The 25,801-nt window shown below is 42.3% G+C and carries 28 protein-coding genes; 5 read left to right on the forward strand and 23 right to left on the reverse strand.

What is annotated here, in order from left to right:
- Positions 1-8 precede the first annotated feature (8 nt).
- Entirely contained in the window at positions 9-896 is an 888-nt protein-coding gene (locus MKX35_RS20890) for a sugar phosphate isomerase/epimerase family protein (protein ID WP_076286382.1), read from the reverse strand.
- A 123-nt stretch (positions 897-1,019) separates the two neighbouring features.
- On the opposite strand from MKX35_RS20890, the gene MKX35_RS20895 reads away from it, so the two are divergent.
- The gene (locus MKX35_RS20895; protein WP_042187825.1) at positions 1,020-1,904 is read left to right on the forward strand and encodes a helix-turn-helix domain-containing protein; all 885 of its coding nucleotides are present in this window, start codon (positions 1,020-1,022) and stop codon (positions 1,902-1,904) included.
- 64 nt (positions 1,905-1,968) lie between these two features.
- Here MKX35_RS20895 and MKX35_RS20900 read toward each other — a convergent pair whose 3' ends face one another.
- The 6 genes from MKX35_RS20900 to MKX35_RS20925 all read right to left on the reverse strand — a co-directional run bounded on the left by MKX35_RS20900 (position 1,969) and on the right by MKX35_RS20925 (position 8,016).
- Entirely contained in the window at positions 1,969-2,796 is an 828-nt protein-coding gene (locus MKX35_RS20900; RefSeq protein WP_076298914.1) for a hypothetical protein, read from the reverse strand.
- Positions 2,797-2,871: 75 nt separating this feature from the next.
- Complete coding sequence (locus tag MKX35_RS20905) at positions 2,872-3,975, reverse strand: Gfo/Idh/MocA family protein (RefSeq protein WP_076298913.1); 1,104 nt, start codon at positions 3,973-3,975, stop codon at positions 2,872-2,874.
- A 20-nt stretch (positions 3,976-3,995) separates the two neighbouring features.
- The gene (locus MKX35_RS20910) at positions 3,996-4,718 is read right to left on the reverse strand and encodes a ThuA domain-containing protein (protein WP_076286385.1); all 723 of its coding nucleotides are present in this window, start codon (positions 4,716-4,718) and stop codon (positions 3,996-3,998) included.
- Between the two features lie 49 nt (positions 4,719-4,767).
- Positions 4,768-5,928, reverse strand: coding sequence for a Gfo/Idh/MocA family protein (locus tag MKX35_RS20915; protein ID WP_076298912.1), 1,161 nt, complete (start codon positions 5,926-5,928; stop codon positions 4,768-4,770).
- A gap of 1 nt (position 5,929) precedes the next feature.
- Complete coding sequence (locus MKX35_RS20920; RefSeq protein ID WP_179086669.1) at positions 5,930-7,030, reverse strand: LacI family DNA-binding transcriptional regulator; 1,101 nt, start codon at positions 7,028-7,030, stop codon at positions 5,930-5,932.
- 110 nt (positions 7,031-7,140) lie between these two features.
- Entirely contained in the window at positions 7,141-8,016 is an 876-nt protein-coding gene (locus MKX35_RS20925; RefSeq protein ID WP_076298911.1) for a LysR family transcriptional regulator, read from the reverse strand.
- Between the two features lie 129 nt (positions 8,017-8,145).
- On the opposite strand from MKX35_RS20925, the gene MKX35_RS20930 reads away from it, so the two are divergent.
- A complete protein-coding gene (locus MKX35_RS20930; RefSeq protein ID WP_042187811.1) occupies positions 8,146-9,039 on the forward strand; it encodes a DMT family transporter in 894 nt (297 codons plus the stop codon).
- Positions 9,040-9,123: 84 nt separating this feature from the next.
- Here MKX35_RS20930 and MKX35_RS20935 read toward each other — a convergent pair whose 3' ends face one another.
- From MKX35_RS20935 to MKX35_RS20960, 6 genes are all read right to left on the reverse strand, one after another.
- Complete coding sequence (locus MKX35_RS20935) at positions 9,124-10,623, reverse strand: DHA2 family efflux MFS transporter permease subunit (RefSeq protein WP_042187809.1); 1,500 nt, start codon at positions 10,621-10,623, stop codon at positions 9,124-9,126.
- Positions 10,624-10,876: 253 nt separating this feature from the next.
- Positions 10,877-11,626 carry a stalk domain-containing protein gene (locus MKX35_RS20940; RefSeq protein WP_076286390.1) on the reverse strand — a complete coding sequence of 250 codons (750 nt, stop codon included), beginning with the start codon at positions 11,624-11,626 and terminating at the stop codon, positions 10,877-10,879.
- 126 nt (positions 11,627-11,752) lie between these two features.
- Positions 11,753-12,517 (reverse strand): M15 family metallopeptidase, encoded by a 765-nt coding sequence (locus tag MKX35_RS20945; RefSeq protein ID WP_218641855.1) that lies wholly within the window; start codon positions 12,515-12,517, stop codon positions 11,753-11,755.
- A gap of 45 nt (positions 12,518-12,562) precedes the next feature.
- The gene (locus MKX35_RS20950; RefSeq protein WP_076298910.1) at positions 12,563-13,468 is read right to left on the reverse strand and encodes a hypothetical protein; all 906 of its coding nucleotides are present in this window, start codon (positions 13,466-13,468) and stop codon (positions 12,563-12,565) included.
- A gap of 68 nt (positions 13,469-13,536) precedes the next feature.
- Positions 13,537-14,862: an FtsW/RodA/SpoVE family cell cycle protein gene (locus tag MKX35_RS20955; protein WP_081382797.1), complete on the reverse strand. Its 1,326-nt coding sequence runs from the start codon at positions 14,860-14,862 to the stop codon at positions 13,537-13,539.
- Positions 14,859-15,191: a PadR family transcriptional regulator gene (locus MKX35_RS20960; RefSeq protein ID WP_076298908.1), complete on the reverse strand. Its 333-nt coding sequence runs from the start codon at positions 15,189-15,191 to the stop codon at positions 14,859-14,861. The genes MKX35_RS20955 and MKX35_RS20960 overlap by 4 nt, the downstream gene beginning before the upstream one ends.
- A gap of 337 nt (positions 15,192-15,528) precedes the next feature.
- On the opposite strand from MKX35_RS20960, the gene MKX35_RS20965 reads away from it, so the two are divergent.
- Together MKX35_RS20965 and MKX35_RS20970 are read left to right on the forward strand one after the other, a co-directional pair.
- The gene (locus MKX35_RS20965) at positions 15,529-16,062 is read left to right on the forward strand and encodes a PadR family transcriptional regulator (RefSeq protein WP_076298907.1); all 534 of its coding nucleotides are present in this window, start codon (positions 15,529-15,531) and stop codon (positions 16,060-16,062) included.
- 58 nt (positions 16,063-16,120) lie between these two features.
- The gene (locus MKX35_RS20970; protein ID WP_076298906.1) at positions 16,121-16,939 is read left to right on the forward strand and encodes an SDR family oxidoreductase; all 819 of its coding nucleotides are present in this window, start codon (positions 16,121-16,123) and stop codon (positions 16,937-16,939) included.
- Between the two features lie 159 nt (positions 16,940-17,098).
- On the opposite strand, the gene MKX35_RS20975 is transcribed toward MKX35_RS20970, so the two are convergent.
- Positions 17,099-18,553, reverse strand: a complete 1,455-nt coding sequence (locus tag MKX35_RS20975) for a DHA2 family efflux MFS transporter permease subunit (protein WP_042193817.1) — start codon at positions 18,551-18,553, stop codon at positions 17,099-17,101.
- 49 nt (positions 18,554-18,602) lie between these two features.
- Positions 18,603-19,172: a TetR/AcrR family transcriptional regulator gene (locus MKX35_RS20980; protein ID WP_076298905.1), complete on the reverse strand. Its 570-nt coding sequence runs from the start codon at positions 19,170-19,172 to the stop codon at positions 18,603-18,605.
- A gap of 162 nt (positions 19,173-19,334) precedes the next feature.
- On the opposite strand from MKX35_RS20980, the gene MKX35_RS20985 reads away from it, so the two are divergent.
- Positions 19,335-19,769: a DUF4395 domain-containing protein gene (locus MKX35_RS20985; protein WP_076298904.1), complete on the forward strand. Its 435-nt coding sequence runs from the start codon at positions 19,335-19,337 to the stop codon at positions 19,767-19,769.
- A gap of 3 nt (positions 19,770-19,772) precedes the next feature.
- Here the strand turns inward: MKX35_RS20985 and MKX35_RS20990 are convergent, their stop codons facing one another.
- The 8 genes from MKX35_RS20990 to MKX35_RS21020 form a co-directional block, all read right to left on the reverse strand.
- Positions 19,773-20,306, reverse strand: a complete 534-nt coding sequence (locus tag MKX35_RS20990) for a hypothetical protein (RefSeq protein WP_042187799.1) — start codon at positions 20,304-20,306, stop codon at positions 19,773-19,775.
- Positions 20,307-20,409: 103 nt separating this feature from the next.
- Positions 20,410-21,285 carry a serine/threonine protein kinase gene (locus tag MKX35_RS20995; RefSeq protein WP_076298903.1) on the reverse strand — a complete coding sequence of 292 codons (876 nt, stop codon included), beginning with the start codon at positions 21,283-21,285 and terminating at the stop codon, positions 20,410-20,412.
- 22 nt (positions 21,286-21,307) lie between these two features.
- Positions 21,308-21,547, reverse strand: a complete 240-nt coding sequence (locus MKX35_RS31940; RefSeq protein ID WP_081382796.1) for a GNAT family N-acetyltransferase — start codon at positions 21,545-21,547, stop codon at positions 21,308-21,310.
- 107 nt (positions 21,548-21,654) lie between these two features.
- Positions 21,655-21,924, reverse strand: coding sequence for a PQ-loop domain-containing transporter (locus MKX35_RS21000; RefSeq protein WP_076286400.1), 270 nt, complete (start codon positions 21,922-21,924; stop codon positions 21,655-21,657).
- An 87-nt stretch (positions 21,925-22,011) separates the two neighbouring features.
- Positions 22,012-22,986: an ROK family protein gene (locus MKX35_RS21005; protein WP_076286401.1), complete on the reverse strand. Its 975-nt coding sequence runs from the start codon at positions 22,984-22,986 to the stop codon at positions 22,012-22,014.
- Between the two features lie 106 nt (positions 22,987-23,092).
- Entirely contained in the window at positions 23,093-24,601 is a 1,509-nt protein-coding gene (gene pdxR, locus MKX35_RS21010; protein ID WP_076286402.1) for a MocR-like pyridoxine biosynthesis transcription factor PdxR, read from the reverse strand.
- Positions 24,602-24,634: 33 nt separating this feature from the next.
- Complete coding sequence (locus MKX35_RS21015; protein WP_076298902.1) at positions 24,635-24,946, reverse strand: AzlD domain-containing protein; 312 nt, start codon at positions 24,944-24,946, stop codon at positions 24,635-24,637.
- Positions 24,943-25,686: an AzlC family ABC transporter permease gene (locus tag MKX35_RS21020; protein ID WP_076286403.1), complete on the reverse strand. Its 744-nt coding sequence runs from the start codon at positions 25,684-25,686 to the stop codon at positions 24,943-24,945. The genes MKX35_RS21015 and MKX35_RS21020 overlap by 4 nt, the downstream gene beginning before the upstream one ends.
- Positions 25,687-25,801 lie beyond the last annotated feature (115 nt).

The following is a 25,801-nucleotide window of genomic DNA, read 5'->3' on the forward strand; positions in this document are numbered from 1 at the left end:
CTCTACGGTTACAGCGGATTAGGTACAAAGCTACCGCCCCGGCATTGTTTTAAATAATTTAAAGCATGTACTTGTCCCATCATTTCCAGCTCATCCCGATAAACAGGATCATGCCAGCCTTCAATATCAATCGTACCTTTATAACCTGCCTGACGCAAAATAGAAATAACATCAGTCCAGTTCGTATCTCCAAAGCCGGGAGTACGGTGCCATACATAAGGATTGGGGCCATGAATTCCATATTCTTTTACGATATCCCAAGCGATGGTGGCATCCTTACCATGTACATGGAAGATCTTATCTGTCCATTTACGAAGCTGCGGAATCGGATCAATTAATTGGACCATCTGATGACATGGCTCCCATTCGAGTCCTATATTATCAGCAGGCACAGCATTGAACATCTTCTCCCAAGCTAATGGATTGTGAGCAATATTCCAGTCACCTGATCCCCAGTCTCCACCCATGGAACAGTTCTCGAAGGCAATTCGCAAACCGCGATCCGCTGCTCTTTTGGACAACTCTCCAAACACCTCGGTGAACTTCGGAATAGATTCATCAATGGATACCCCTGGTAACCTTCCTGTAAAACCTGATACCATATCCGTTCCGAACAAATGAGCATGATCAATCAGTCGCTCCCAGCTCGCGATTGCATCGGAATTATCACCAGTATTCGTCAATGGATTGCCGAAGATCCCAACAGATGAGATCACGAAGTCATGTTCTGCTGCAAGCTCTTGCACACGCTTTCCAGTTTCCACGAGATCTGTTTTCCCTGTAGTTTGCCAGAAGGTTAAGCTAAAAGATTCAAATCCATGTCCTACTATTTGTGGAATCACTCTTACAGCGTCGCCGCCGCCTACTAATGTTCCAATTCGCATTGTATCCTTCATCTTGTGACCACTCCAATATTGGTTTATAGTAAGTGCTATAACCCGAGTATATACTGCTTCTGAGCTTAAAACTCTTATTATCTTGTGTTTATATAGTCGTATCTTGTGGGAGTTGAGTGAATTATGAGTTATCCTAATGATCTTAAAGAATATCCTCAATTAGAAGAAAAAACGTATCCATTCCGTTTATTTTTTAATGAATGCAAGAACGCAAAGATCGGTCAGAATATCCTGTATTTACACTGGCACGAGCATTTCGAAATCATCATTATGCAAGAAGGCAGCGCCATTTTTCACATAGACAGCAAGCCCTATGAACTGCATGCCGGAGAGGTATTGTTTGTTCCCTCTGGAGGTTTGCATGTTGGGTACAGTCTGCGGGATGATCATGTTCGTTTTATCTCCGTCGTATTCCATAGTTCTTTATTTAAAGATTGGAAGCAGGATCCTCAGCATGAGCAGTTTGTAATCCCTTATTTAGAGAATCGTTATCAGCTGCCGGTCAAACCTGCAGAGCTTGTTCCGACCTGCTCCACATATTTTTCTCTTCTGGATACCATCGTTGATGAAGTACTGCAGAAGGGACCTGCTTTTCAACTGGTCATCAAGAATCAACTGCATTTACTCTTTGTGCTGCTCTCTCGCACCTTTCTACCTGAACAAGTATCCGGTAGAACGAATGAGCGGCACTCCTTTAATCGCGAACGTTTTAAGCCACTTCTAGAGTACATGGAGAATCATTTCGATGACAAAATGACCGTAGAAAGCGCCGCAAGATCCGTAAATCTAAATCCATATCATTTCTGTAAAACCTTTAAGAAGCTAACAGGTCGAACCTTCATCGATTATGTTAATCTTTGCCGAGTAAATGAAGCAGAGCGATTGCTGCTCGAGACCAATTTTACAGTGACTGAGATTGCAGGTAGAGTCGGCTGCGACAATCCCAATTATTTTACCAAGCTGTACAAGCAGTACAAAGGGATCACCCCTTCAGGGGTTCGAAAATAGGCGATTCTCTCTATTCACGAAAAATAGCACCGTTTGCCTCTCCCAAACGGTGCTGGCTATTGGATTATTCCGTAGCATTAAGCTGTAACCTCCGCACACTTGCAAGCGCGGGAAAAGATTCATCCACCATACCGGTACTCCATAGCTCAACCTGCTGTCCAACCTTCAAATCCTTAAAGCTAATCGATTCTCCAGCTTCATTAAACATTGTTGACTTCTGATTGAATGAGAACCAGTAAGAGGGATCTTCCATGCCAGGTTCAAGGATGAGAATCCGCTTCGCCTGTTTGGTATCGATATCTACGATTTGACCTATTACATGTGGTTCGCCTAGCTCTGAAATGTCGTAGGTCAACATATCAGGAGCGATCCATTTTTCTATCTCAAGTATGGCCGTTTCAGCATAATCAGATGGAATTGTAATCGTTACTTTATTACCAATCGTGTCCACACCGGAACCGTATAGATTAAGCTTCTGATAGAGTTCTTGTTTATGCAAAAGCTCTTGTGCAGCTAATAACTCTTGCATCGAATATTTAACATCATGGAGCTCATAAGTACCTGCCGCGAAAGTCTGAGCAAACCGCTGCTCAATCTGCGAGTTCAAACCCACTATATTGATATGAACCTTATTATCCTGTAGATAGATATCTCCGTTAGGAATCTTCTGAGCGGATAGGAAAGCTTTAATCGCTTCAGGATCACTGGAGTAAAGCACTTTTTCAGCTTTAGGATCTTCTATTCCAGCGCTCGCAGTAGGCGAGATATCTGGAGTTGCAGTAATTGCAACAGCTGGAGCCGGCTCCTTATTCGATTGTTGATCTTCTGAACATCCACTTATGAATAGTATAATAACAGAAATCCATATCCAGCCACCAAGCCACTTACGCATCCTTGTCACTCCCTCACTCTTTATCTTCTCAAACGGAGATTGGAAGTGATAGGTTGCAGATTCAGAATGAATTCTCTAATCTAATGTATAAGGAGCGAGTCCAATCGGAAGAGCTTCAGGACGGGTGCAGGTACTCTTCATTTCGTAGAATGAATGAGTATCTGAAGAATCATGGAATGCCCACATCGCTTCTAGTACATGATAAGCCAATTCTCCACTGGCGCGGTGCTTTCTTCCCGTCCGAATGGCATATGCCATATCCGCTGGACCAATTCCGCGTGTATTTTGATCATATCCAGATAACAGCGTTTGCTCTGTCCATTCATTCTGACCCATGAGCCTGAATTTCACCGGACCGCCAAAGTTATTAGGATCCGGAACTTGAATCGTTCCAAGTGTTCCGTAGATTTCTATATGCGGCAGGTTACTGCCGCCAAAGATATCAAAACTTGTAATCAGCGTTGCTATGGCTCCATTCTCAAATCTTAATGTTCCGGCAACGTGAGTTGGAATTTGAACAGGAATTTTATTACCCGATTTCTTCTCACTTGTAATCGTGCGTTCGACTAGCGCTTTACCAGTCATCCCGCTAACCGTACGAATTGGACCCAATAACTGCACCAATGCTGTCAAATAGTATGGTCCCATATCGAACATTAGACCTCCACCAGCGGCATAGTAGAATTCTGGATCTGGATGCCAATGCTCATGTCCACGCCCCATCATAAACGAGGTGGCTGCAACGGGCTGACCAATTACACCCTCATCGATCAATTTGAGCGCCGTCTGAATGCCGGTTCCAAGGAATGTTTCCGGCGCGCTGCCTACTAGTACGCCCTTTTCTCGAGCCGCTGACAGAACTTCGCGTCCTTCTTCTCTCGTCACAGCAAGTGGCTTCTCAACATACACATGTTTACCCGCTTCGATAGCTTTCAGGCATACATCCGCATGAACAGCTGGAATCGTCAGGTTGATAACGATCTCTATCTCCGGATCATTCAGTAATTGCTCTGTGGTGTAAACGCTTGGAATATTGTATTTATCGGCTTGTTCCTTCGCTCTCTCCAAGTCCAAGTCCGCACATGCAACTAGATCAAGAATCTCGAACTTCTGACAGTTCTCCATATATATGCTACTGATTTTACCGCATCCGATAATTCCTACTTTGACTTTATCCATTCGTTGATCGCTCCCAGAGATTATTGACTGTCTGCCATTCCGCTATAGCTACTACTAACCGCTGAAATTTGGGATTGTGCGCGAACTTTACCCTCGGCAGCCCATAGCAGTCCTCTGCGCATCATTTCCTTTACCTGTGGCATAGCTACAATATCGGCATGATGTCCGAGTGAATTATAATACACTCTGCCATGACCCCACCGTTTGGTCCAGGCTACTGGCATATCCACGGCTTTGTTGAAAGAATGTGGGCCTTCAACAACTGGAAAACGAGTCGTTGCAAGTACTTCTACAGCTGGATCTACATGCAGATAATATTGCTCTGAACAAACGGTGAAGTCTTCTAATCCTTCTACGAGAGGACTTGAGCTTTGGCAAATCTCTACGGTGTAGTTCACACCATCATTGCCGGGATGAGCTACCCATTGCCCCCCGGTCATAAACTGCCAATCCACATTATTTCGGAAAGAATCACACATCCCGCCATGGCAACCCGCAAGACCCGTTCCGTTCTGGACAGCTGCCGAGACATTATTCACAAGATTCTGTTCGATTGTACCCATCGTCCATACCGGAACGATCAAATCTAGTTCAAGAAGCTTCTCCGCATCGGCAAAAGCCTCAAGTGTATTCGATACCTCAACTTCAAATTGTTCCTTTTGCAGTACTTTAGCGAATATATCAGCTACCTGTTCAGGCTCATGACCATCCCAACCGCCCCATACTATCAATGCTTTTCTCATCTTTCGCACTCCTTCTAATAGAGATTGTTCAAACACGCATTTTTGTTGATTACATCTCAGAGATATCGACCCACCGGCGCTGTTCAATAGAGCGTTCTACCGCTTCTAACACAGCTTGGCATTTCACTCCATCATGGAAATTAGGTACAGGCTGACGTCCTTCTTCAATCGCGTTAGAAAGCTCCAACATTTCGTGAATAAACGTATGTTCAAAACCAATCGTATGACCCGGCGGCCACCAAGCCTCCGCATATTCATGAGCTGGGTCCGTTGCTAGCACACGCCGAAAGCCCTGAACATCCTCTGTATCTGAGGTTAAATAAACCTCGAGTTCATTCATTCGCTCGAAATCAAATTTCACACTTCCAAGGCTTCCGTTGATCTCAAAAGAATTGGTAGAGCGATGACCTGCTGCGAATCTTGTAGCTTCAAAACTACCTAAGGCACCGTTATCAAAACGGGCTAAAAACAATGTGGCATCATCTACAGTTACCTTGCCCTTAGGAGCATCCTTATCCCCTTTGGCACTTAATCCGGTCATTTCAGCAGCAAGTGGACGTTCTTTAATGAAGGTCTCACTCATACCGATTACTTCCTTCACATCACCTACTAAGAAATGTGCCAGATCAATGAGATGCGCACCCAAGTCACCATGTGAGCCTGAACCCGCAATCTCCTTCTGCAATCTCCACACTAACGGGAACTCCGGATCAATAATCCAGTCTTGTAGAAACCAAGCCCGAAAATGATAGATCTTCCCAAGCCGCCCGCTCTCTACTAGCTTCTTAGCAAGTCTAACCGCCGGTGAAAAGCGATAATTAAAACCAACCATATGTGTAACCCCTGCATCTTCAGCGGCTTGCAGCATTTCACGGGAATCCGCCAAGGTCAGTGCGAGTGGTTTTTCACAAAAAATATGTTTACCAGCTTTAGCTGCTGCTAGAGCAATCTCCTTATGTGCATTACTAGGGGCATTTATATCAATAAGATCGATATCCTCACGAGCGATTAGATCTTTCCAATCCGTAACACAATCCGACCATCCTAATTGAGTGCCAGCCTCTGCAAGCGCTTCAGCATTCCGTCCACAAATCACAGACATCTCAGGTTTAAGCGCTTTCGGGAAAAACATTGGCAAACTGCGATAAGCATTACTGTGCGCCTTACCCATAAATTTATAACCGATCATTCCAATGCGAAGCTGTTTCATCTTATTCCTCCTCAGATTTCTTAGATTTAGATGAAGCTCGTATTACTAGTTCAGTCGGTAATTTAATCTGGATGATTTGGGAGGGGGGTGATATTTCTGAGCGACTATTCCCGTGCAATTCTAATACCTTAGATACAGCAATTTCTCCTAGCTCATAAAAGGGAACACGCACACTGCTTAAGGCTGGTGTAGTAAGCTCAGCAGCATCTGAATCATCATAACCCACCATGGCTGGGATGCGATCTCTTGGGATGCCTAGTTCCTGTAGGCCTTGCTGCAATCCAATGGCCATTCGATCATTGGCCGCTACAATGGCATCAATCTCATTCAGCAGAGGCAACATCTTCTTGGCAGCAATAGCACCGCTTTTACGACTGAAGTTACCTTCGAATAGAAGTGATTCATCTAAAGGAAGGTTAGACTCCTCCAAAGCGCTCAAATAACCAGTTAAACGATCTCGGCTGTTCGAATAAGATGCTGGCCCGTTTAGAAAGGCAATCCTCGTAAAGCCCTGATCCAGTAAGTGCCTGACCGCTTGCCAGCTTCCTTCGACATGATCAGCATCCACCTCGTGAAAAGTCTCTCCTTCAAAATGCTGATTAATCAGGCAAAACGGATGACCTTCCTCCTTCAAACGTCGAAGTGAGGCTATCTCACCTGGATCCTCTTTGGCACCGAGTACAATACAAGCATCAATCTTCCGGATCTTAAACAATTCGTTATAGTCCACTCTCTCTTCGGCATTTCGAAACAGCATTAACAGATCATAACCCTCTTCTCGCGCCTTACTCCCAATTCCATTTAATATTTCTGAAAAATAATAAGTGGAGAACAAGCGTGCATTTGGCAAATAAGGCATTACTACACCAAGGTGCCCACTTCTTCTACGAGCAAAGCTCTGCGCGAGTGAACTAGGGGTATATCCCAGCTTGAGCGCAGCTGCCAACACACGTTCCTTCGTTTCTTCCTTGAGCGGGCCTACGTTGTTTAACACGCGAGAGACTGTGGCTTCTGACACTCCGGCAAGCTCGGCAACCTCTTTACGGCTGGCGATAAAAATCCCTCCTACGAAAGCGCATTTAGTAAATGTACGCGCGTACATTCTCTCATGAACAAAGTCCCTCGTCAACCCTTATTTTGGATATTCATTCATAATAAAACCCCTGAATTAATCAGGGGTTTTGCTCATTCTAAACGGTGTATTCTTAAGGTTCAGGGATGCCCCATCAACCACGCTTGTACATGCTTTAGGAACTTTTTAGTGGCGGGAGAGGCGTATTTCATAGAATGTACAGCGATTCCAAGTGATCTGAAACTACGTTCTTCCAATTCAAGCATCGTTACATTATAATTCTGACGGGTTAATACAAGCTCTGGCAAAATACTAATTCCAAGTCCCTTCTCCACCATGGCCATAATGGCATAATCATCACCTGCTGAGAACTTAATATTCGGTTTGATGCCCGCCTTATCCAGTACACGCCTTACATCATAATCTGAACCTGCCTTCGGGATGATGAAATCCTCTTTAGCAATTTGGGATAAGGAGAGAAAAGGTTCTGCACTAAGCGGATTTTCTTTGGATACGATTCCTAACATCCGGTCCTTTTTTAAGGGAATCACTTCGAACTTCTCACGCGTGGGCAGAGAAATAAAACCACAGTCAACGACTCCAGCCTCGATCCATTGCTCAACCTCTAAATAACCACCTTCCATCAACCTGATTTCGATATAGGGGTACTCACTGCGAAATTGCTTAATCATTCCTGGCAGCCAATGCACGGATACACTCGTGAATGTACCGATGGTAATGGTCCCGACCTCTAGCCTATGTATATCTGCTACTTCCTGCTTCAATTTTTCATTCCACTTCAGAATTTCACGGATAGGCTGTAGTACTTGCTCCCCGTTTACCGTCAATTTAACGCCAGATCTATTTCTAATTAATAACGTGAAACCAAATTCCATCTCCAAGCTACTAATCGTGTGGCTAATTCCAGATTGCGTAAAGCCCAGTACATCTGCTGCTTTTGTTAAGCTACCTAGCTCTACAACTTTTAGAAAAATCTCATACTTATTGATGCTCAACCTCTATCCCTCACCTTTTTAATTTACATAAGTTTTACTCATGTATCCTATGATAAACATTCAGTTACCTTATGTATAGAGCCGTATTATACTGAATTGAGTTGAAAATGAAGAAGGATGGATGACGCGATGAAACCGCTCAAAGCTGAGCTGATGCTGTTAGTTGTAACATTATTTTGGGGTTCCTCCTACATATTTATGAAAATGGGGTTAGGCACGTTAGGCGAATTCAATCTGATTGCACTCCGCTTCGGACTTGCTTTTATATTAGCCACAGTGATCTTCCACAAACGTTTAAGAAAAGTTGACATCAAAACATTGAAATATGGTGCTCTACTCGGATTCTTACTCCTCGGCGTGTTCACATGTATAACGTTCGGACTGAAGACTACGACAACCTCCAACGCTGGATTTTTAGTAGCCTTGACGGTCATATTTGTACCGATAATAGATCGTATACTTTTCAAAAAAAGAGTTGCACCTCCGCAAGTCTTTGGCTCCGTACTCGCTATAGCTGGCATTGGACTTCTTACATTAAATGCTACCTTAAAAATTGGACCAGGTGACTTCCTCTGTATTCTTTCGGCGGTGTTCTATGCGGTACAGATCTTATTTACAGGCAAGGCTGTAAAAGAGTGTGATTCACTGAATATTGGAATCTTACAGTTGGGTTTTGCCGGAGGGTTTGCTCTAGTGTTATCTGCGCTATTCGAGACACCTTCGCTTCCTTCGACCTTACCAGCATGGATTGCGATCCTCGCACTTGGGATTCTCTGTAGTGCCTGTGGCTTCATCCTACAACCCATTGCTCAAAAATATACTTCACCTACACGCACCGGACTGATCTTCTCCCTTGAGCCGGTATTCGCCGCGTTGTTTGGCTATTGGTTCGCCGCTGAAAAGCTATCGATACAAGGATATGCTGGTGCAGCTCTTGTTCTACTAGGCATTGTAGCATCGGAGCTACTCGGTAAAGTTACATTCAGCCCTAGGTGGGCTCAGAAGAAACCAGAACATCTATAGGATGATTTTCTCATACAAAAAAGGCGTCGTTAGCTATACAAGCTGAACGACGCCTTTTTTTATTATCTAAGATTATCGTATAAATTAATGTCCCATCATCATTGCTGCATCTGCTTTCTGACTCTCTTCGGAGGAGGAATCATTCGAGGAAAGCTTTGGTTTGCGCAGGATAATACTCATAAGTACACCGACTACAGCTATACAACCAGATAGAAAAAATACATCATCAAAACCTAGAACTGCTGCCGATAAAGGATTACTTCCTGCTTTCAATGCTCCCATATGCACAGTGATTTGACTTGTCAGATAACCCGTCAAGCCTGCTACGGCAAAGGCCACAACCACCTGCTGTGCCGCTGCTGTAAGCGATGTGACCCGGCTCACCAATTCACGCGGTGCGGCATTTAGAACATGTGTATTGAGTGGCATCATCGCTATACCCATCCCAAATCCTAATAAAGCAAGATACATCATAATGGTGTTTAGACTTGTAGTCATCGAAATCCCAGACAGTAGGAATAGGGTAACTGTAATGATGCTCAGACCCACAAAAGCCAGCGGTCGTGCCCCTATCTTATCAAACAATTTACCACCAAGCGGCATGCCGATTACACAAGCTAAAGCTTGCGGAAGCAGAATCAGCCCCGTCTCTAGTGGTGTATAAGCCCGAATCTGCTGTAAGTATAGCGGCACGAACAGCATGGAACCAAACAGTGCGGCTTGCATGACCCATGTTAAAATAATGCCGCGGGTGAAATCTGAGGAGCGAAAGACGCGCAGATCCAGCAAAGGCTGTTTATGCCGCAGCTCAACGATTATAAATAGAATCAGTGCAACACCCCCAACAGATAATCCAAGGATTGCTGGAGTCGATGACCAACTATTCGACCCGCCTTCATTTACTCCATAAGCTAGCATGGAAAACGCAATCGGTGCCAGTATAATGCCAAGTATGTCGAGGTTGCCTTTACCGATCTTCTCCGTCTTGGGCAAATACTTAACACCAAGAATAATACCAACAATCCCAATCGGCACGTTAATCAGGAAGATCCAATGCCAGCTAACATATTCAACAAGCCATCCGGACAATATCGGGCCAAGTGCAGGTGCAAGCAGCATGGGAATCCCAAGCATTCCCATAATCGATCCTCTTCGTTCTGCTGGAGCTAACTTAAACACCATAGCCATCCCAATAGGAGCTACCATCCCCCCACCAAGTCCTTGGATCACACGAAAAATAACAAGCTGCGAAGAAGTTTGAGCCACAGAACATAACATGGAGCCGAGAATGAACAACGTGAGCGTCACCAGAAACACTTGTTTAGAACCGAAGCGATCTGTCATCCAGCCTGCGAGCGGTATTACAGCAGCTAAAGCTAACGTGTAACCTGTAATCGCCCACTGAATCGTTTTTAAATCTGAAGAAAAATAGTCCACCAGTTTGGGTATAGCCACATTCACGACGGTTCCATCCAGAATAACCATAATCATTCCGACGATAATAGCAAGAAGCGGGGGGAGGATCGCTCTTAGCGAGAAGGGCCGTTCTTCTGTCGGGCTACTCTGAGTAATTGATTTTGTCATCCAGTACTCCACTCTTTTCTCTAATTTAGTTAAATGCTTTAACAATTATTTCAAATTTTAATTTACCTTCGATGAATGTGAAAGTCAACAAATAAAACCCTTTTTTACAATAAAAATACATTGCATTTACGTTCATCTCAGTATGTTTATTGAAACACAAAAAAGGCTATGCATGGCTCCAAGAAGAAATCTCTTCTTAAGGGACGCACACATAGCCTGTTGTTCTAAACCTAAATCTTTATTATTCTCAAGATTAAATGGAAGGAAGGTTTCCTTTTAATTCAACAATCTTACCAGACTTATTGAGAACAAACTCAAGGGACGCATCCGTTACAGCAAAGCCAAGTACACATTGTATTGACATTTGATCTTCTTTTTGAATACTTTCAGTAGACTTTATCCCATGGTAAGTACCAGCTCGTGCAGTAAAATCAGCCCAATATTTCTGTAAACCCGTAGTGGAAAGCGAACGCTTCATTTCATCACTAAAGAATCGATTCTCTAACTCTTGAAATTGTCCAGTGCTCAGCAGTCCCGCTATCACACTTGCTGTAACCTCAGGCGCATAAACTTCCACTAGATTAGCTTCAGCATTATAAGAGGTTACCAGTCCTACACTAGTGAAAAAAGAGAGCGGAACATATAAGTGTTCCTTCCTAAACACAACATTATCCTTAAAGTCTCTTTTCTCTTTATCATTAATGGTAATATAGTCGTTTCCTACTTTATATTCAATCTTTTGTTTGACTCCGTTTAATGTAATGGTGTCCGTACTTTTTTGATAAGTGGTTTGATATTTCAAGACGCTTGATGCCTCTCTAAGGGGTAGCATGACCGTAGAACCGTTTGGATACGCTGAATATTGATCTGATTTCAGAACCTGACCATTCAAAACCACCTTTACTTCACTAGCATCTGCCCAAGCCGTAGAAGAGGTAGTTCCTCCAAATCCATTTACCAATAACAGTACACTTAACACTACAACAACCGCGATTTTGTTCATCCGTTCGAAACCTCCCTTTTTTTGACTATTAGTATTATGTGCGTTTCCAGCATCTGCTAATCCTAATGGTAGTAAAGCTCAACAAAAAAAGTGAATCGCTTCTTACATGGACATTCAAGTTCTAGGTTATTCCACCTTGAAGTCAAAATATTGTTTAGGATAAGGTTCCTTGATCAACGTAAAATGCCACCATTCTTTGCTGTAAGGTTTAAATCCCTGTTTTACCATCGCCTCTTTGAGGATCGCCCGATTTGCTTTCTGAGTCTTGTTGATTAAGGGCGTATCGTAATAGGAGATGTCTCCGAAAAAATCAAAAGGGCTTCCCATATCTACTTCAGCTCCCGTTTCTTTATTTACGATCGTTAAATCGACGGTGCTACCTCTGGAATGGCCTGATTTTTTAGCTATAAAACCAAGTTTAAATAGATTACGTTTATCCAGTCGCGGATAATATTGCTGTTTCATTTTAGTATCGACGGCATTCTGTGACCATCTTACAAAATGATTCACCGCCGTCTGCGGACGATAAGCATCATAAATTTTAAGAATATACCCTTTGTCCGCTAAATCCTCACTTACAGCCTTCAAAGCTGTTGCCGCTGTCCGCGAGAATATCGCTAAAGGCGCCTTGTAGCCATCAATCCGCTTCCCCACAAAATTATTATCTCCGTAATATCGAATCTCATATTGTGCCGTTGGAATCACTTCATCCAGATAGACAAAACCTTGCGGTAAATGGTTCTTCTTCTCCATATGCATTTGCTGCAGCACAGAGTCTGTTGAAGAGCCGACATAAGCAGCATCAGCACTACCCATAAACATACTGTTTGTCCACAACAACAGCACGACTGCGAAAACAGCGATTCTTATTCCTTTTGATCCTATTCTCAATTAATCCAGCCTCTTCTCAGATGTTGTCTTTACATACTCTAATAATTACGAGTTTACGGTTTCAACTAGAAATTTTTCTATTACAGGAGTGAATTTATTATTCGTAGAATTAAGTAATTGTAGTAGCTTTTCTAAAATCGAAAGAATTCTAGTATCAACTTTGCTGTTTTTCAGTGCATTCTCATACGCCTTTTTTACTTCTGGTTTGATAACTTGCTCATCATAGTCATATGCAGGTGTATTACTTGTTCCATACAATAAGCGGGACGTTGCAATGAGAAGTTCTTTTTGAAGAACGGTTGAACGGTTAGAAGCAGGATATTTCGTCACAAAATCCTCTATTGCAAGCGCTCTATTCGTTAACTCGGTCCAACTGATTACAATCGCTGCATCAGATACACTCGGTTGATTAGATTCGGTGGCCATGATGTCAATATAAGCTGCGATGTCCTTCGTAATATACGGCTTAAAGATCTTAAATCCCTCATAATGCATCACCGGATAGTACATGCCCTCACTGGTCTCCAGCTTATATCCCTTATCCCGGCCTTCAATTAACACATTGCGTACGTTGGCATCTTTGATCGTATTAAAGAGTGAGGTATAGGTTAGATTTTTGCTTTTGGAAAAAGCACTGTTTATCTCTTTCTGCATCTTGTCCGGAAAAACCTTTTCTGAGTATACAGATAAATGTGCCTTCTGTGCATTCTCGAGCTGAAGTGTCATCTGAGTCGCTGCCCAGGTATCCACTTCTTTGATATGGTTAATTAAATAATTACGTGCGTTAGCAAGAGATGTCGACTTCTGTACATACTGCTGGAATTGATTATAAACGCCTGCAGATTCCGTTGCCGTTGCGGCAGATACTGGCTCTATACCCAAAGTACTGAATCCTGTCACTGAACCAAGGGCTATAGCAATACTTAACAAGCCGGATTTTTTCCAGTTCAATAGATGACCTCCCTTTTGCCATATATGTAATTGTACTTAATATTTAGACATACGGGAAGATCCTGAATCTAATCCAGCACAGTATTATCTTGGACGCCTTCAATATCCTTCCTACGATAAATGCCCATCAAAAGTCCAATCGCAGCATATTCAAACCACACATGACTCCCATAGCTGAGGAAAGGAAATGGAATTGAGGTCAGCATCATTCCCCCACTCAAAACAGCAAGACCATAGGCAAATCTTATGGCAAGAAAAAATGCTAAGCCAACAACAAGTGCCTGTCCGTAAGGTTCACGAATCGCTCGTATCGTTGAAAGAAGCTTAATGAAAAGCCAGGTTATAACAGCTACCAGAAGCAATCCACCCGCCCAACCAAAGCAATGGATAAGATAGACTGGCAACATATCGGAGTAGACATACGGCAGCTTTTGTTCTACTGATCCGAATCCGTGACCCCACCAACCAGCTGAGCTAATCACTTCACGCATGACTTGATAAATATATCCATAACCTTCTGGATCTAAAGATGGATTTATAGCATTTATGAATCTAGCCAGTAAGTATTCACTATTTATAATAAAAAGTAGTCCAGCTATTAAAAAGAACCCTAACAACACGACGCTCTTTAACCAATCGCGAATAATCCATAAATACAGTACTAGTGAGGAGACAAGATACAACACTAACTCTGGAAGAGCGTTTAAAGAGATAAGCAACAAAGCGGGGAGTAACAAAATACCTACTTCGAACAGCCCACTTCGCCAAGTTTTCTTGATAGCTGCTTCCCTACTATTTACTAGAATCCCTACTAGCGCGACAATCAGCATAAAAGGACGATAGGATGTCATGTCAGGTAAAATGTTAAATATAGAAGGACCATAATTAATTCCATTTACTGTTACTCCCCAGAACATACTTGTTAAAATTCCTGTTATAGATAATCCATATAACACCCATGAAAGTCCCTTTAATCTTCTGAAATCAATGAAATACAATCCAAACATCAATACAATCCCAATGAGTATATTTATGGACTGCCGTCTAAGCGCATTATCTAAAAAAGAACCTTTAACAATATCACTATAGCCAGCATCCACTGAGCCCATTCCGATTAAACTAATCGCGGACAACAAAGCAATAACTCCAAACAATCCCCAAGGAACTCGTGGTTTATGTATTTGGTGAAGTTCCTTCCCTAACGTTTGCGGGTTCCCCATTTGTGCGATTGCCCAAGCTATTGCTTCATCCCGGGGCATGCCGGTCGCTTCTTTTTCACAGATCAAATCTTCTAGATGACTAGCTAATTCTTGGCGTATCTCTGGATGAGTTTTTTTCGCTTTAATCTCTGCACATACTTCGTCCAAAAATTGCTGCTGCCTCTCTTTCATCATACACCCCCCTCTCCCAGAACAGAATCAACTGCACCTTTGAACATAACCCATTCTGCCCTTTTCTCCTTGAGCTTCTCTTTACCGTCATCCAATAATCTATAGTACTTACGCTTTCTTCCGTCTACCTCCATCCAGTAGGCTTCCACCCAACGTTCGCTTTCCATCGCATGCAGAATCGGATACAAGGTTCCTTCTTTCAAAGAAAAAACACCCTCTGATCTCAGCTCCAGCTCTTTGATCAGCTCATAACCATATAATGGTTTCTCCAATAAAAGAGTCAGAATCAACGTACCCGTACTGCCTTTCAGCATTTCTTTACTTACTTTCAATGGTCTACACCTCCTGATCTCTAAATAACTCCAGTGACTAATATATCTGAATATCACGAATATTTTTTATTCTTGTATACCTAGGACAACTATACATCGTAAATCTATGTATGTAAAGTTCCCACAGTTTTAGTACGTAAAAAACTACATTAGCAATCTGGAGTTTTATGTTCCTCACCTTATTTATCAGGATTAGACACAATGATTTTGACAAATGAATATCCTAAAAAAAATAAAACAGATATATTTATTCAATATATATTGACACAATATATATCTAACCGATATATTATAAGCATGATATACAAATATTTCTAAACAACAAGGAGGTGCTATTTTGAACAGTCAGGATGTTATTTTAGGCATGCTTATGAAAGAATCGAAGACTGGTTACGAAATAAAAAAGTTATTGGAGGATGTATTCTCTAATTTCTATAGTTCTAGTTATGGAACGATTTATCCCACACTTGCTCGCATGGAAAAGGAGGGTTTGATAACTAAGGAAAATGTGCAGCAGGAAGGTAAGCCTAATAAGAATCTTTTAAACATCACGGATAAAGGAAGAGATAGTTTTAACGCCTATTTGCTAGCCCCACTAGAGGCTGACAGTATTAAGAAATCTGATTTTATGATGAGGCTATACTTTGGTGAATTTGTTGGGTATGACAAGGTTATTCTTTGGTTGAAGCAGGTACAGGAGGAATCACAACATAAGTTAGATCAGTTACTTGAGCAGTATTCACTTTATAAAGATGAAATGCATCCAGCACAGATCATCTGTATCCAAATTGGCATTGAAGAATATAAAGCAAAGCTCAAAATCATTGCCGAAGGGTTGTCAAACATGGAGCAGTTAGTGCTTACGAAGTAAGTTTTGTACGTACCAAGTGAAGATGTAACGCTCAGAAAACTTTTAGGAGGAATTGTTAATGAAAACAATTTTTATAACGGGTGCTTCGTCTGGCATTGGGAGAATTACAGCAAAACATTTTGCTGAAAGAGGATGGAACGTCGTAGCCACGATGCGTTCCCCTGAACAAGAAAGTGAACTTATTACACTTGATAATGTATTGGTTTTACAGCTTGATGTTGAGAAATCAGATACAATTCAACCTGCGTTAGCGGAAGCGATTAAGCGGTTCGGTAAAATTGACGTTCTTCTCAATAATGCTGGTTATGGAACAATGGGTCTTATAGAAGTAGCTACAGATGAGCAGATCAGAAGGCAGTTTGAAGTGAACGTGTTTGGTCTTATCAGTATGACTAAAGCCATATTGCCACATTTTAGATCTAATCAAGATGGTTTGCTAATCAATATCTCTTCTATGGGTGGAAAAGTAACCTTTCCTACAATGTCTCTGTATCATTCAACGAAGTTCGCCGTAGAAGGTTTTTCTGAATCCGTATCTTATGAATTAGCATCACAGAACATTAAAGTTAAGTTAATTGAACCAGGTGCTATTCAGACGGACTTTGGTGGAAGATCGATGGAGTTCTTTTTTAATGATACATTAACGGATTATAAACCCTTTACTACTGCATTTTTGGGTAAATTGGGTGAGATGGAAAAACAACCCACCTATGCTTCGCCTCCAGAAATTGTTGCGGAAACAATATATCAAGCCGCCACTGATGGGACAAGTCAATTCCGGTACATTGTTGGAGAAGATGCAAAAATGCTCATTCATATGAAAGAAAATACAGATGAAGAAGAGTATCTGACTAATATAGCCCAGCATTTTTCTTAAAAAGAAGTTAGGTGGCGGACGCTTCTCGGTATTCTACCGGGGAGAGGTCCCTCTTTCTTGTTATGATTTAAAAAATCCCCTCCGATTAACAGTGGTATGTTCATACGTACATGAACCTTCTCCACTATCTACCGTAAGGGGATTTTACAAATTTAATGATTAATGCATTGGTGTATTCATTTTATGATTAACGACTACTCTTTTCACGAAGAATGCAAGAATTAGACCTACAATCGCCATACTCATTCCAAAAATAAATGCATTTTGTACACCTTGCGTGAATGCAGGCAACATATTAGCTGGATCGGCTGGATCGGCCACAGTCTTCAAATAACTCTTAGAACCTGCGGACATAATGCTGACAGCTAATGCAGTACCGATCGCACCAGCAACCTGCTGCAATGTATTCATGATCGCTGTACCATCTGGATATAATTCTAACGGCAACTGGTTAATTCCGTTGGTTTGTGCAGGCATAAATACCATCGACACACCAATCATAAGCGTGCTGTGAAGTACGATTACGAATACGACCGTAGAAGCTACAGTAATACTGGAGAAGAACCATAAAGCTGTAGCTGCAATAATCAGGCCTGGAATAACGAGCCATTTGGGACCGTATTTGTCGAACAGTCGACCCATGATTGGGGACATCAATCCGTTAATAATCCCTCCTGGAAGTAGCAGCAAGCCTGCCTTGAACGCTGTATACCCTTGACCCTGTTGAAGATACATTGGAAGAATCAACATGGATGACAGGATAACCATCATACAAATAAACACCATAGCCACACCAATGGAGAACATTGGATATTTAAAAGCTCGCAGATTAATCATAGGCTGCTTCATCTTCATTTGGCGCAAACCGAACAATAAGAGTGATACCACACCTACTACGATAGCTATGATTACTTTTGGACTTCCCCAACCAGCTTCTTCACCGGCGCTACTGAAACCAAACACGATTCCACCAAACCCGATTGATGATAACACTATGGAGAGGATGTCGATCTTCGGCTTCGTAACCTTCGTTACATTCTGCATGAAGAGGATCCCGAATATCAATGCGATAACCAGGAATGGTAGTGACAGCCAGAAGATCCAGTGCCAGCTAAGGCTTTCAATTAGAAGACCGGCAATAGTAGGACCGATCGCTGGTGCTACCATGATAACCAACCCTATCATCCCCATCGCGGCACCCCGTTTTTCAGGAGCAATGATAATAAGGATCGTATTGAACATAAGTGGTAAAAGAAGCGCTGTACCCATTGCTTGTACCACACGCGCTGTTAATAGGAACTCAAAACTAGGTGATACTGCAGCTAAAAACGTTCCAAGTATTGAAAAACATAATGCAGCAACAAACAACTGTCTAGTCGAGAACCACTGAAGCAGCATACCCGAAATCGGTACTAGAATTCCCAGTGTAAGCAGATAAGCCGTCGTCAACCATTGTGCTGTTGCTGGAGTAATTTGAAGGACATTCATAAGATCACTTAAAGCTACATTCAGTGCGGTTTCACTGAACATTCCGATAAATCCTGCAAGTAGTAAAGAGACTAGAATCGGAATGGTTTTAAACTTCTTTACTTCCTTTTGTTGCTTTCCTTGCATAGTTGCTTCCACTCTTAATCCCCCTGATGTTCTTATCTATTGTCTATCTCTAACCAAGTATTGCTGGGATAATCTTCGCCGCCGCGAGAAGCGGCTGTTCATCCCGTAAAGTCAGCGTCTGAAGAAGCGCTCCTTCAAATAATGAGACTATTACTGAAGCCTTATCGGCTGCAGTGTTGCTCTCCACACCTTCTTCCAGAAGGCGTTTCTTGATCACATCCTGCAAGTCTATAAACACAGATTTACATGCAGTCCGCAGCTCCTCACTAATACAAGAGGTCTCCGCCGCTAACCAAAAACTAAATGGAACAATCCCCTCAAATGAAGATTCCACTGCATCCATAGCCATGCCTAGAATAAAATCCTCCATTGCTTCAGCTGCACTATTGCTGCTCTCCATATGACAGTTCAGTTTCTGAGCGACTGTTAGACTAGTCCGGTTAATGCATGTTAAAGCCAGCTCTTCTTTACCGTGGGGGAAGTAATAATAAAGAGATCCCTTCGGTGAATCGCTGTCTTTAATAATCTGATTTAGTCCTGTTGCATGATATCCCTGAGAAAAAAATAATTTCGAAGCGGTGTCCAGAATCGCCTCACGCGTATTCGGCTTGTTCGACAAGCTGACACTTCCTTTGCATTATAACAATTGGTCTACATAATAAAACCATATTTTTAAGAGATATGTCAACATATAAATTACTTAAATTCAAAGTAATCTACTTCCCATTCCCTCAACCTCAGCGTATACTATAATTATTCCAATAAGAAAGGTGTGAATAAAATGCAAGACGTGCCCAAAGGAATTCCACGACCATTAGTAAAGACTAATCAGGCGTTTATCGTCATTTCTGTAATATTGACATGGCTAACAGGACAGCACTGGATTCTTGCGCTGCCCTTGTTTGCCGGATTGCTCGGACTCTTGTTCGGCTATAATCCCATTATTAAACTGGCTGCTAAGTTTCTGACAAAAGAACGTTCGCACTATGTACTCGAAGACTGGTCACAGCAACAGTTCAATCAAACGATTGCTGTCTTCTGTCTCACAGGTGGTCTGATCAGCTTCATCGCGGGGTGGACGATTGCTGCTTATATTTTCACAGCGCTAGTTGCAGTGGCAGCCACTGTTGCGATACTTGGTTTTTGCATCGGATGTTTTATCCATTATCAGTGGAGAATGTACAATTACAGACGTAAACAGAGCAGCACACATTAAATCTTAATCTTTCTCTTCTCCAACAACATCCCAGCGATGGCGAAATTTTAGTAGCCTTGGATGAAGTGATGAAGGTGCAGATGGTAACAATAAGCGGATCTTTACAATCCATTCTTCAAAAGAGGAGTAAGACGCAAACTGATTCGCCACCTCAGGTGTTAGATACAGAAAAATCGGCGAAGGATAGATTTCTGCAAGATGCCGAAGCGCGGAATCAAGCGGAGTATATTTCTTTCGCTTTCCCTCCAAACTCTCTACCGTGATGAAGCTAAGTCCTTGCTCCCTCTTCCATTCATGCAGCCGGTCCTCACGCTTATAATAAGCGCTCACCGGCTCTTTGGTCATCCGTCTCACCGTTTCTTCATGAAGCGGATATAGCACTAGCTTAGTGAAACGCCGATCGGTGGCCGTTTTTGCCGCGATTACAAGCTCCTGATCTGTTATATGTTCAAAAGAATCGTAAAACACTAACGTCCCTTTACGTTGTTCAACCGGTGGCTCATAGCCGTAGGGAACATGCTGAATGTCTCTTTTCAATGAAATCCCTCCTGCTTGTTCTATTTATAAATCATATCATGTGACAATAGCAGGGCTATCATTCTTATCTTACAGCTTAAGCAGTTCTCATTTCCCACAAACCTCAAACAATTCCTGCTCTATCCCAAGCTAATTTAAATTCCGCCACACTCTGATACCGGTGTTCACGCTCCAGGCTAACCGCCCGTAAAGCAATATCGTAGTGCGCTTGGCTTGCTTCCCATTTTGCAAACGACCGGTCGGAGGCTCCTCCTAAAAGAACAAATGCTGTTGCGCCCATATTGAATACATTGGTAACTTCATCAATCGGTGCACCCAAGATAAACTCTTCCGGTGACTTGAATCTCGATGAGCCCCAGAAGTTCTCTCCCAGGTCATTTACAGTTGGCTTAGCTCTATAAAAATCAATATCACAAATCCTTGTTTCATCGTTCGCGAAATTATAAAGAATACTTCCATCGTAAAAATCGACAGCGACATAGCCCTGCAACTCAACATGTTCATGAAATGCAAAGATTACGTCTAAGGATGCTAAACGTTTTTCAATAGATAGTTGCTTATAGCGGTAAAAAGGCGATTCCGGATGGCTCAACTTAGCTTCTCCCGCAAACAGCCAATGCGAATGTAAACATTCACCTTCAAACCATTCAAACACCGCTGCATATCCTTCTCCAACTTCAAAATGTGACACCAGAGAGATCAGTGTTTCAGATTCAAGCATATTATACAACGGAATAGCTTTAATCAAATTATCAATAGCATCCGAGGAGTTCCCATCGTAAGTCAAAGGCTTTGCACCAGCAAATTTCACAAAATACTTCTGACCCTCCTTCTCCACACCAAAAGAAAGATTTCCCGAGTCCTGCTGATCGAACACTTTGAACACCCTGCCAAGTTTAGATAACCAAGCAAAATCACAAGGCTCTTGCAATTGAAAAGTTACTGCATCGATTTCGTATGTAAAATATTTTTCGCTCAAATGTACCTCCACATTTACTAACCTAAGTTAGCTCTATTTTCATAAAGATTCCAGCGATGAATGTTTCATGAGGACTTGTTCTTTTAACAATTTCATACGGCTTAAACCCTAACCTGGAGTATAATAACATCCCTTTAGTATTCACATTATGACAAACTAGATGTAACTCTTGAAGCTGTAAGTCCTCTTTAGCAGCAGCAAGCATGGTACGAATCAAATACTCCGCGGCTCCCTTACCTCTATAATCGGGTGAAACAATAATATTTCATAGCCAGTACAAATCTTGTTCTTGTCATATTGCGGCATAATCCGTAGATGCGGCTTTTCGATAACTGTACGTCATTCCGTTTCCTACCTTCTTAACTTCAATCATGATCTTGCTCGATATTTAAGCACTAGAATAATAACCAGCAACACAACACATAAGGACATCGTATTCGTAATCAAAAAAGCTAAACCTACTCCCGTAACCGCCAAACTTATCGCATATGCTTCCATTAGACTAATACCGAGCAGCATAAGTAAATACGACTTTAAATTTAAATCGGCTACGGATTTTGATTTAAGGATTTGAATAATTTGAGGAATCCATCCCAAAGACAGGATCACCCCACCTATTAATTGCATGATTGCAAACATATGAGCACCTCCACGGATTTTATTACTGTTGTATTCCGGGCGGCTCCATCTGGTTCCAGTTCATACTAAATTAACAATTATTTTTAGCTACTCTGCTTCTTTAAGCTTACTATATGCATAAGAGGCAGCACCAATAGTTCCGGCCCGACTTCCCAGCGAAGCTTGAACAATTTCACACTTACTTCCAGATAGCTTCAACGCATGCTGACTTACAGTTTCTCTTACAGGTTGGAGCAACTTATCGCCCGCTGCTGCCATCCCCCCACCTACAATAATAAGATCAGGGTTGAGCATATTCACTACATTCGCTAATCCAAAGCCAAGTATAGTCCCTGTCTCCTGCATGACCTCCATAGAGAGAGCGTCTCCGAGTTCGTAGGCTTCAGATATCATTAGCGCGGTAATTTGCTCTTCTTGATTATTTGTCCAGGTCTGAATCATGCTGGTTCGGCCTTCCTTCAGCTTCTCTTTAAAAGTGTTCACCATGCCAAGCGCGGAGACATATCGTCCCAAGCAGCCCGAGCTCCCACATTTACAAGGTCGTCCGTTCCTGTACATATTCATGTGCCCAATTTCACCAGCGCTATAAGACGTGCCGTAGATTACTTTCCCGTTGTTCACAATACCCGATCCTAAACCCGTTCCCAAAGTAATCAGAACTAGATTGTTATAACCTCTGCCTGCACCTTGCTGCCATTCTCCATACAGATTAACCCTTACATCGTTATCAATGAAAATAGGGAAATCATAAAACTGCTTCATCACGTCAACAACATGTACTTGCTCCCACCCCGGAAAATTAGGCGAGAAAAAAGAAATGCCCGCTACCGGATCAAGTAATCCGGGCACTCCGATTCCCATACCTTCTACTAAATCTAACGAAATATCCGCTTCAACCGTAATCAAACGTACAGCTTCTCTAATCCGTTCCAGCACATGTAACGGGCCTTTGGCTGCCTCTGTAGGTGTAGATATTTCTTTTACAGCTATAAAATCGAAATCATAAATTCCTGCTTTGATATTCGTTCCACCGAGATCAATTCCTATAATGTAGCGTTTCATAAGAACCTCCAGAATTAGAAATAACTTCACCTTTTATTATGAATGTCTGAAGGCTGAAACTATAGAGGGAACATACAAGTTATATGATAAAGTTCCAACATTTCTATTACAAATGACTACTACTAACTGTCGCTTCTACTTCGGCTAACATCAATCTGTTCACACCCATCTTAATCTGATTCTCAGTAAGATTAGAATAGCCTAGTAGAAACACAGGTCCCTTAGGTTTACTCTCCAGAAAATAAGAGGATGCAGGATATACACGAACTCCGTAACGGAGCGCCACTTCAGCTATACGATTCTCTTCGGCATCCGACTCCAGCTCAATCAGTAAGTGTAGCCCCGCTTCCTCGCCATAATATCGCACTCGACTCCCAAATTCAGTATTCAAGCTATTTACGAGACAGGCTCTACGAGAGGCATACAGCTTACCCATCTGTGTAACATGCCTTGCATAGTGACCATTCTGAATAAATTCAGCTAAAGCTTCCTGATCCAAAGCAGAAGACATGCGATCTGTAATCCATTTAACGGCCAAAAAAGGTTGAAGCAAAGCCGGAGGCAGCACAACATAACCTATCCGCAGAGAAGGAAATAATACTTTACTAAAGCTGCCTACATAAATGACTCGACCCTCAACATCTAGACCAGCAAGCGCGGATAATTTCGGACCCTCGTATCTATATTCACTGTCATAATCGTCTTCAATAATAAAAGCATGATTAGCTTTCGCCCAATCCAACAGCTGAACTCTTCGTTTCAAGGACAGTGTCGTCCCAAAAGGAAACTGGTGAGAAGGCGTAACATAGACTAGCTTTGGCGATTTTTTAAGATTACCTTCTTTATCGTTATCACTGTTTGTCTGGATCTCTTCCACACAGATGCCATCTTGATCTACTTTAACAGGTATGACCTCTACCCCAGCAAAAGAAAATATTTCACGCACAACGCTATGTGATGGATCTTCAACAATGACTTGATCACCTTTAAATAAGAAAATCCTCGATAAAATATCAAGAGCTTGCGTAGCTCCAGAAGTAATCACGATTTGTTCTGGAACAACGGGCATAGACCGCGTGGAACGTAATAAACGAGCAATTTCTCTGCGTAGTCCCAGTGAACCCTCCGCAGGGCCATAGCCTAAAGTATCCGGTGAAGCGCGACGGCATGCATTCATTAAAGCTTTTTGCCATTGATCCATAGGAAACGCATCCCAAGCAGGTACACCATGTCGAAAATCGCAAAATACCGGGTTCAAATGATCAACTTCTCTAGTAGAAGGAGGATTAAGCGTAAGGATATCAGGTCCCTTCGTTATAAAATTGTAAGGGCTCTCATAATCTTTTGTAACTTTCTCCTCCAACGTCAACTCCGCAATAAACGTTCCCGCCCCTTTTCTCATCTCCAGATACCCTTCTGCCTGTAGAAGCTCATAGGATTGAAGGACCACGCTTCTGGATACTCCAAGCTGATTGGCCAAAGTTCTAGACGGAGGCAGGGGGTCCCCCCCGCTTAAAGCTCCTGAATGGATAGCATTTCGAACTTGCTCGTAAATTTGACGGCTAAATGGTATCTGTCGTTCTTTATCGAGTGTGATCAGCAAATCATGCTTCATAAGAGGTCCTCCCCTTCTGTTCCGACTTTTGATTTAAAAATATAGGGTTAGCATTTTTACGAGTATTGCTGCGGAAACAGAGCCTAGAATCACGAAGGGCAGCGGAATTTTTCTAATTAATACCAGTATAACAGCGACAGTCCCTGATGCGATACCCACAAGATTAACATCTGGGTCTACCTGAATGATTCCAGGTACCGTTAATGCACTAAGAACCGCTATGGGCAAATACTCCAGTAGCGCTTGGACTTTGGAAGAACCATTCGTATGGTTCGTAAGCAGTAAAGGCACAAAACGAAATAAAAATGTAATAACAGCCATACCTATGATGATTAATATAGTCATATGGATACCCCCTTCTCCGCTTTGACTTGCCCTTTAATTAAGGAACCCACTGCCATGCCGATCAACATAGCTATAAGAATCGAAGAGTTTCCCAGCAAAGGGTTCAGTAGCCAAGATGATCCTGCAGCTGATATACATATAGCCATATTCCGTAAGCTGCCTTTCAATTGAGGTACAACAAGTGCAATTAGTAAGGCATATAATGACGTGTTTAGCGCCGGTAAATATAAAGCTGGGATATAGGAGGCAAGGGTGATCCCCGAAGCTGTTGCTATCAGGTTAGCGACATAGGGAGGGATTTGTAGGCCTAGCAGATAAGGAAGTCCTAATGGCTGGTTCATTTTTTCATTCTCCGTTTTACGATTTACTTCTTCTCGTGGGATCATACTAACGGCATATACCTCTTCTGTTAAACTGAAGCCAATCCAAGTTCTCGCTAGTACACTGATGTTACGATTTAACTGCCCTCCAAAGGATAAGCTGATAAACAAATATCTTAAGTTAATGATCAGAGTAAGCAGTAAGATCACTGGAGCGGCTGCTCCTGCGGCAAGCATTTTTACACCGATAAATTGACTAGCCCCCGCAAATACGAGCGCTGACAATAAGAATACTTCCAGACTTCCTAGACCTAACCCCTTACCGACCAATCCAAACGTAAAGCAAGCTGGGATAAATCCTGCAACAATTGCGATAGAATCTTTTAGCCCTGTTCTAAACATTACTTTTTGATCATTCATAAGTTTCTCTCCCTTATCGTTGTTACTAGAGAGAGCATACTTGGATACAGTTCCAGTGGAAATAACCACATTGGTGCGTATGTACCATACCAATTTCTTTTCTCACAAAAAAAGA

The sequence above is a fragment of the Paenibacillus sp. FSL R5-0923 genome (assembly GCF_038009145.1).
Classification (GTDB): Bacteria; Bacillota; Bacilli; order Paenibacillales; family Paenibacillaceae; genus Paenibacillus_AQ.